Below are 5,998 nucleotides of genomic sequence, written 5' to 3'. Positions count from 1 at the left end.
GTCATTGTACGGCCGCCGCAACAGCAGTCTGTGCTGGCGCGGCGAGAATTCGGCGACCTGGATTCCTTTTTGCAAAAGACCCTTGGCGCCCGACCAATCGATGCCGACGAAGCGATCAAAGCCAGTCATCCCTGGTCCGACCCGCTCCGCTCCCGGCGCAGCTTCGCCCAATAATCCAACCGTTTCCTGATCTCGCGCTCGAAGCCGCGCTCGGGCGGCTCGTAGAAGGTCTGGCGGCCCAGCGTTTCCGGGAAATAGTCCTGTCCGGAAAAGCCCTCCGGTGTGTCGTGATCATATTCGTAAGCGGCGCCGTAGCCCTCCTCCTTCATCAACCTGGTCGGTGAATTGAGGATGTGTTTCGGCGGCAGCAACGAACCGCCCTGCTTTGCGGCGCGCATCGCGGCGCCGAATGCCTTGTAGGCCGCGTTCGATTTCGGCGCGGTCGCGACATAGATGACGGCCTGCGCGATCGCGAGCTCGCCTTCGGGCGAGCCGAGGAAGTCATAGGCGTCCTTGGCCGCATTGGCGACGACGAGAGCCTGCGGGTCGGCAAGACCGATGTCCTCCACCGCCATGCGCACCACGCGCCGCGCCAGGAACAGCGGATCCTCACCGGCATCCAGCATGCGCGCCAGATAATACAGCGCGGCGTCCGGATCGGAGCCGCGCACCGATTTATGCAGCGCCGAAATCAGATTGTAATGGCCATCGGCCGACTTGTCGTAGATCGGAGCACGCCGCTGCAGGATGTCCTGCAGTTTGGCGGCGTCGAAAATCTCGTCTTTGCGCGCAGCGCGCCAGACTTCCTCGGCGAGCGTCAGTGCGGCGCGGCCGTCACCGTCGGCCATGCGCACCAGCACGGCGCGCGCTTCAGAATCGAGCGGCAGCTTCCTGCCCTCGACGATCTCCGCGTGCGCGAACAGCTTTTCGATCGCCGCCGGATCGAGCGAATGAAACACCAGGACCCGCGCCCGCGACAACAGAGCGGCGTTGAGCTCGAAGGAGGGATTTTCGGTGGTGGCGCCGACCAGCACGACGGTGCCGTCTTCCATCACGGGCAGAAAGGAATCCTGCTGCGCGCGGTTGAACCTGTGCACCTCGTCGACGAACAAGAGGGTGCCCCTGCCCGTTTCGCGCCGCGCGCGCGCCGCGTCGAACGCCTTCTTCAGATCGGCGACGCCGGAAAATACCGCCGACAGCTGCTCGAAATGCAGCTCGGTTGCATCGGCGAGCAGCCGCGCCACGGTGGTCTTGCCGGTGCCCGGCGGGCCCCAGAAGATCAGAGATCCCAGCATGCGCGTTTCCAGCATGCGCGTCAGCGCGCCGTCGGGGCCGAGAATGTGATCCTGGCCCACGACTTCTGCGAGCGTGCGCGGGCGCAACCGGTCCGGCAGCGGATGCGGCGCATCCTGCTCCATGCCTGCGGCAGCAAACAGGTTGTTGGCCTCGCGCGGTCGCTTCGGGCTCATCCGCCGAGTGCGACGTTGATCTGCTGGCCGCCCCGCAACAGCGTGATGCGCCAGACCCGCGAAGTCTCCCGCGTCGCTTTTTCCAGATCGCTGGTCTTGGCGATCTTCTGGTTGTTCACGGCCACGATGATATCGCCCTTCTGAAAACCGACGCCGGCCGCGGTGGTATCGTCGCCGATGTCAGTCACCACGACGCCCTCGGTGTCGGCGTCGAGATGCAGCTCGTCGGCGACCGCCGGCGAGATATTGGCAACCTTGGCGCCCTGGAACGGCGAACGCGTCGTCAGCACGATCTCATCGCGGCCAACGTCCGGCGCGGCCTCGAGCGCGACCGTCAGCTTGACGGGTCTGCCGGCCCGCTGCACGCTGATCTCGGCGCTGCCGCCGAGCGGACGGGTCGCGAAGCGATAGTCAAAGGCATTGGGATCCTCGATCTCCTGGCCGTCGATGGCGGTGATCAGGTCGGACGATTTCAGCCCGGCGCGCGCCGCCGGGCTATTCGGCACGACGCTCGCAACCAGCGCGCCGGTGGGAAGCTTGAGCCCCAGGCTTTCCGCGATTTCCGGCGTCACCGCCTGCAGCCGGGCGCCCAGCCATGGCCGCTTCACCGCCTTGCCGCCGCTCTTGGCCGAGGCCACCACCACCCGCACCATGTTGGCCGGAATCGCAAAGCCGATGCCTTGGGAGCCGCCGGAGCGCGAATAGATCGCGGTGTTGATGCCGGCGAGCCGGCCGGTCATGTCGACCAGCGCGCCGCCGGAATTGCCGGGATTGATCGGCGCGTCGGTCTGGATGAAGAACTGGTAGTCGGTGATGCCGACCTGGGTGCGCGCCAGCGCCGAGATGATGCCATGCGTGACGGTCTGGCCGACGCCGAACGGATTGCCGATCGCCAGCACCACATCGCCGACCATCAACTCGTCGGAATTGGCGAAGTCGAGTGTCGGGAACTTCTCGTGCACGTCCTTCAGCCGCAGCACCGCGAGATCGGAACGGGTGTCCTTGAGCACGATCTCGGCCTCGAATTCGCGCTTGTCGGACAAGGATACCTTGACCTGGTCGGCGCCTTCGATGACGTGGACGTTGGTGACCACGAGTCCCGAGGGATCCACCATCACGCCCGATCCCAGCGAGCGCTGCATCTGCTCCTGCTGACCGCCCTGCAGTCCGAAGAAGCGGCGGAACAGCGGATCGTCGAGAAATGGATTATGGTCGCGGACGATCTTGGCGGCGTAGACGTTCACCACCGCCGGCTGCACCCGTTGCACGATCGGCGCGTAGGACAGCCTGATCTCAGCGGGTGAGCCCGGCACGCGCCGGTCCTGCGCCAAAGCGGGCATTGCGACAAGGACCGAGACCAGCAACACGCCCAGCGAACGAAGAAGCATCATGCGGAGAAATCCTGATATTCGTGGCTCGGGAAGATGACGCCCTGACCCATATAGACCTGAGGATTTGACCAAAGAAGTGCGGCACACACGCCGTGTGGTTCCTAGAGCGCCGTCAGTTGGAGCGATTCCGGCGCGGACGCGCAGGATAGCCGTTGCTGATGGCTTTCGCCCCAGGCTTTCAGCGTGTCGATTACCGGGCGCAGGCTTTCCCCGATCTCCGACAGGCGATATTCCACCCGCGGCGGCACCTCGGCATAGACCTTGCGGATGATGAGCCGGTCGTCCTCGAGCGCCCGAAGCTGCTTGGTCAGCATGCGCTGGGTGATGCCGGGCATCCGCCGCCGCAATTCGCCGAAGCGCTGCGTTCCGCTTTGCAGGTGAAACAGGATGACCCCCTTCCACTTGCCATCGATCAGATCCAGCGTGGCCTCGACCGCGCAACCCGGCCGATGCGCGAAATCCCGTCGTTTCATCAAGTTTTTCCGATAGTATCCAAACAGGGACTATATGCCTGAATTTACAGTACTTGCCAACTTGGCGCTACAAGGACAATTAATCGCACCATCACAACGAAGACATCAGGCTTGGGAGACAGCCATGAAAGCCGTCGGATACAAGAAGTCGCTGCCGATCGAGGCCGCGGACGCGTTGATCGATTTCGAGACCGCCAAGCCCGATCCGAAGGGGCGTGACATCCGCGTCGCGGTGCAGGCGATCTCGGCCAATCCGGTCGACTATAAGGTTCGCAAGCGCGCCGTCCCGCCGGAGGGCGAGACCAAGATTCTGGGCTATGACGCCGCCGGCATCGTCGACGCTGTCGGTCCGGACGTCAGCCTGTTCAAGCCCGGCGACGAGGTCTTCTATGCCGGTTCGATCCTGCGCCAGGGCACCAACTCCGAATTCCACCTGGTCGACGAGCGCATCGTCGGCAACAAGCCGAAATCGCTATCATTCGCGCAGGCCGCGGCGCTGCCGCTGACCTCGATCACGGCCTGGGAATTGCTGTTCGACCGGCTGGGCGCGGTGCCGGGGAAAAGCGTCGATCCGCGCGCGCTGCTGATTACCGGCGGCGCCGGCGGCGTCGGCTCGATCCTGATCCAGCTCGCGCGGCGGCTGACCGGCCTCACAGTGATCGCGACCGCGACGCGTCCGGAGTCGCAAAAATGGTGCCTCGACCTCGGCGCCCATGCCGTGATCGACCACGGCAAGCCGATGAAGCAGCAGATCGAGCAACTGAAGCTGCCGCCGGTCGCTCTGGTCGCAAGCCTCACCTACTCCGACCAGCACTACAAGGCGATCGCGGACTTCATGGCGCCGCAGGGCAGGTTCGGGCTGATCGACGATCCCCCGGAATTCTCCATCGCCGCGTTCAAGGGCAAGGCGATCTCGATTCACTGGGAATCGATGTTCACGCGCTCGTCGTTCCAGACCCCCGACATGATCGGCCAGCACATGTTGCTGAACGACGTCGCCGACCTCGTCGACAAGGGCGTGCTGCGCACCACGCTCGACCAGAGTTTTGGCGCCATCAACGCAGCCAATCTCAAGCGCGCCCATGCGCTGCTGGAGTCCGGCAAGTCGCGCGGCAAGATCGTGCTGGAGGGCTGGTAGCAGGCCCGCCTTCCCAAAGGCCGTCATTGCCTGCCAGCGGTCGGCGCAAAGCGCCGTGCGCTGCGCGAAGCAATCCGTCGCGCATTCGCACGACCCGGTGGTGCGCAATGACAAGGAAGATGGACGGTCGTTACGCCTGCACTGCCCGCCGGGCGTTGCGCAGCGTCGCCAGCACGACGTCGGCCGCGCGCACGCTGGGCGAGGCATGGCCGGTGGCCATGATGGTGTCGAGCTTCGCAAATGCCTCGGTCTGACGTCGGCGCAACGGCGTGTCGGCAAGCACGTCGCGCAAGGCAGCCGCGAGTATCTCCGGCGTGCAATCGTTCTGCAGAAACTCCGGCACCACGTTCTCGCCAAGCACGAGATTGGCCAGGATGACCGATTGCACGTTGATCGCGCGCAGCAGGATGAAGGCCTCGGCGGCCCCGGCCCGGTACGCCGCCACCATCGGTACGCCGGACAGCGCGAGCTCCAGCGTCACCGTACCCGATTTCGCAAGCGCGGCGCGGGCTGTCCTGAAGGCCGCCCGCTTGTCAGTCTCGCCAATCACGACGCGCGGCGCGACCGGCCAGTTCCTGATGCCCGCGCGGACCGCCTCGGCAAGATGCGGCATGGTCGGCAGCACCAGTTCGAACGCCACCCCCATCTCGCGCAGCCGGCCCAGCGCCTGGCCAAACACCGCGATATGATGCCTGATCTCGCTCCGGCGGCTGCCGGGCAGCACCAGCAGCACCGGCGGGTCGGCCTCGCGGCGCCGCTGTTCCTCCGCATCGGGCCGCAGCGTGGCAAGCTGTTCGACCAGGGGATGGCCGACATAGCTGCAGGGCGGCCCGTTGAGCCGCTGATACGCCTCCGGTTCGAACGGCAGCAGCGCCAGCACATGCTCGACATAGCCGCGCATCGCCCGCGCACGGCCCGGTCGCCAGGCCCAGACCGAGGGCGAGACATAGTCGATGATCGGTATCCTGGGATCGCGGGCCCGCACGCGCCGCGCCACCCGATGGGTGAAGTCCGGACTGTCGATGATCACGACGATGTCGGGCGAGAGCTCGACTGCCGCGGTCGCTGTCCGGCTGATCAGCCGCAGGATCTTGGGCAATTGCCGGACCACGGCGGCGAGCCCGATGATCGAAAGCTCTTCGATCGGAAACAGCGACACCAGCCCCTCGCGCGCCATGGCGCGGCCGCCGACGCCCTGGAACTGCACGGCATCGCCAAGGCGCTGGCGCAGCACTTTCATCAAACCCGCGCCGAGCCGGTCGCCCGATTCCTCGGTCGCGATCAGGAATATCCGTCGTGTGACGCTGGACACGGCCGGTCGAGCCATCACGCCGGTAAACCCGTCACAAACAGGCCGGCCGCATCGGCGGCTTCGATCATGGCCTGCGGATCGGCGGCAAGCGTATTGCCGGCAATGACGGCAATTCCGGCCAGCGTGGCGTTGGCGGCGCCCGCGACGGTTCGCGAGCCCACGGTCGGCAGATCGAACCGCAAATCCTGGCCGGTCTTGGGCGCCTTCACCAGCAC

The 5,998-nt window shown here is 65.6% G+C and carries 6 protein-coding genes; 1 reads left to right on the top strand and 5 read right to left on the bottom strand.

The genetic code is table 11. From position 1 onward, the window contains the following. Positions 1-125: 125 nt before the first annotated feature. From WCB02_RS38875 to WCB02_RS38865, 3 genes are all read right to left on the bottom strand, one after another. Positions 126-1,469, bottom strand: a complete 1,344-nt coding sequence (locus tag WCB02_RS38875) for a replication-associated recombination protein A (RefSeq protein WP_423967556.1) — start codon at positions 1,467-1,469, stop codon at positions 126-128. Further along, a complete protein-coding gene (locus WCB02_RS38870; protein ID WP_423967553.1) occupies positions 1,466-2,860 on the bottom strand; it encodes a DegQ family serine endoprotease in 1,395 nt (464 codons plus the stop codon). The genes WCB02_RS38875 and WCB02_RS38870 overlap by 4 nt, the downstream gene beginning before the upstream one ends. 101 nt (positions 2,861-2,961) lie before the next feature. Beyond that, positions 2,962-3,333, bottom strand: a complete 372-nt coding sequence (locus WCB02_RS38865) for a winged helix-turn-helix transcriptional regulator (protein WP_423967550.1) — start codon at positions 3,331-3,333, stop codon at positions 2,962-2,964. Between the two features lie 124 nt (positions 3,334-3,457). On the opposite strand from WCB02_RS38865, the gene WCB02_RS38860 reads away from it, so the two are divergent. Further along, a complete protein-coding gene (locus tag WCB02_RS38860; protein ID WP_423967548.1) occupies positions 3,458-4,471 on the top strand; it encodes a zinc-binding alcohol dehydrogenase family protein in 1,014 nt (337 codons plus the stop codon). A 130-nt stretch (positions 4,472-4,601) separates the two neighbouring features. On the opposite strand, the gene lpxB is transcribed toward WCB02_RS38860, so the two are convergent. Continuing rightward, positions 4,602-5,798: a lipid-A-disaccharide synthase gene (gene lpxB, locus WCB02_RS38855; protein WP_423967546.1), complete on the bottom strand. Its 1,197-nt coding sequence runs from the start codon at positions 5,796-5,798 to the stop codon at positions 4,602-4,604. After that, positions 5,798-5,998: UDP-2,3-diacylglucosamine diphosphatase LpxI domain-containing protein (gene lpxI / locus WCB02_RS38850; RefSeq protein ID WP_423967544.1), on the bottom strand; the 201-nt coding region annotated here is incomplete at its 5' end. The genes lpxB and lpxI, both read right to left, overlap by 1 nt.

Source organism: Bradyrhizobium sp., from assembly GCF_049581145.1.
In the GTDB taxonomy this organism is placed as follows: Bacteria; Pseudomonadota; Alphaproteobacteria; order Rhizobiales; family Xanthobacteraceae; genus Bradyrhizobium.
This window is presented reverse-complemented; position numbering and strand designations above follow the sequence as displayed.

Coding starts and splice junctions, on each gene's coding strand:
- WCB02_RS38865 (WP_423967550.1), bottom strand. CDS start 3,333: ATGAAACGACGGGATTTCGCGCATCGGCCGGGTTGCGCGGTCGAGGCC.
- WCB02_RS38870 (WP_423967553.1), bottom strand. CDS start 2,860: ATGATGCTTCTTCGTTCGCTGGGCGTGTTGCTGGTCTCGGTCCTTGTC.
- WCB02_RS38860 (WP_423967548.1), top strand. CDS start 3,458: ATGAAAGCCGTCGGATACAAGAAGTCGCTGCCGATCGAGGCCGCGGAC.
- lpxB (WP_423967546.1), bottom strand. CDS start 5,798: ATGGCTCGACCGGCCGTGTCCAGCGTCACACGACGGATATTCCTGATC.
- WCB02_RS38875 (WP_423967556.1), bottom strand. CDS start 1,469: ATGAGCCCGAAGCGACCGCGCGAGGCCAACAACCTGTTTGCTGCCGCA.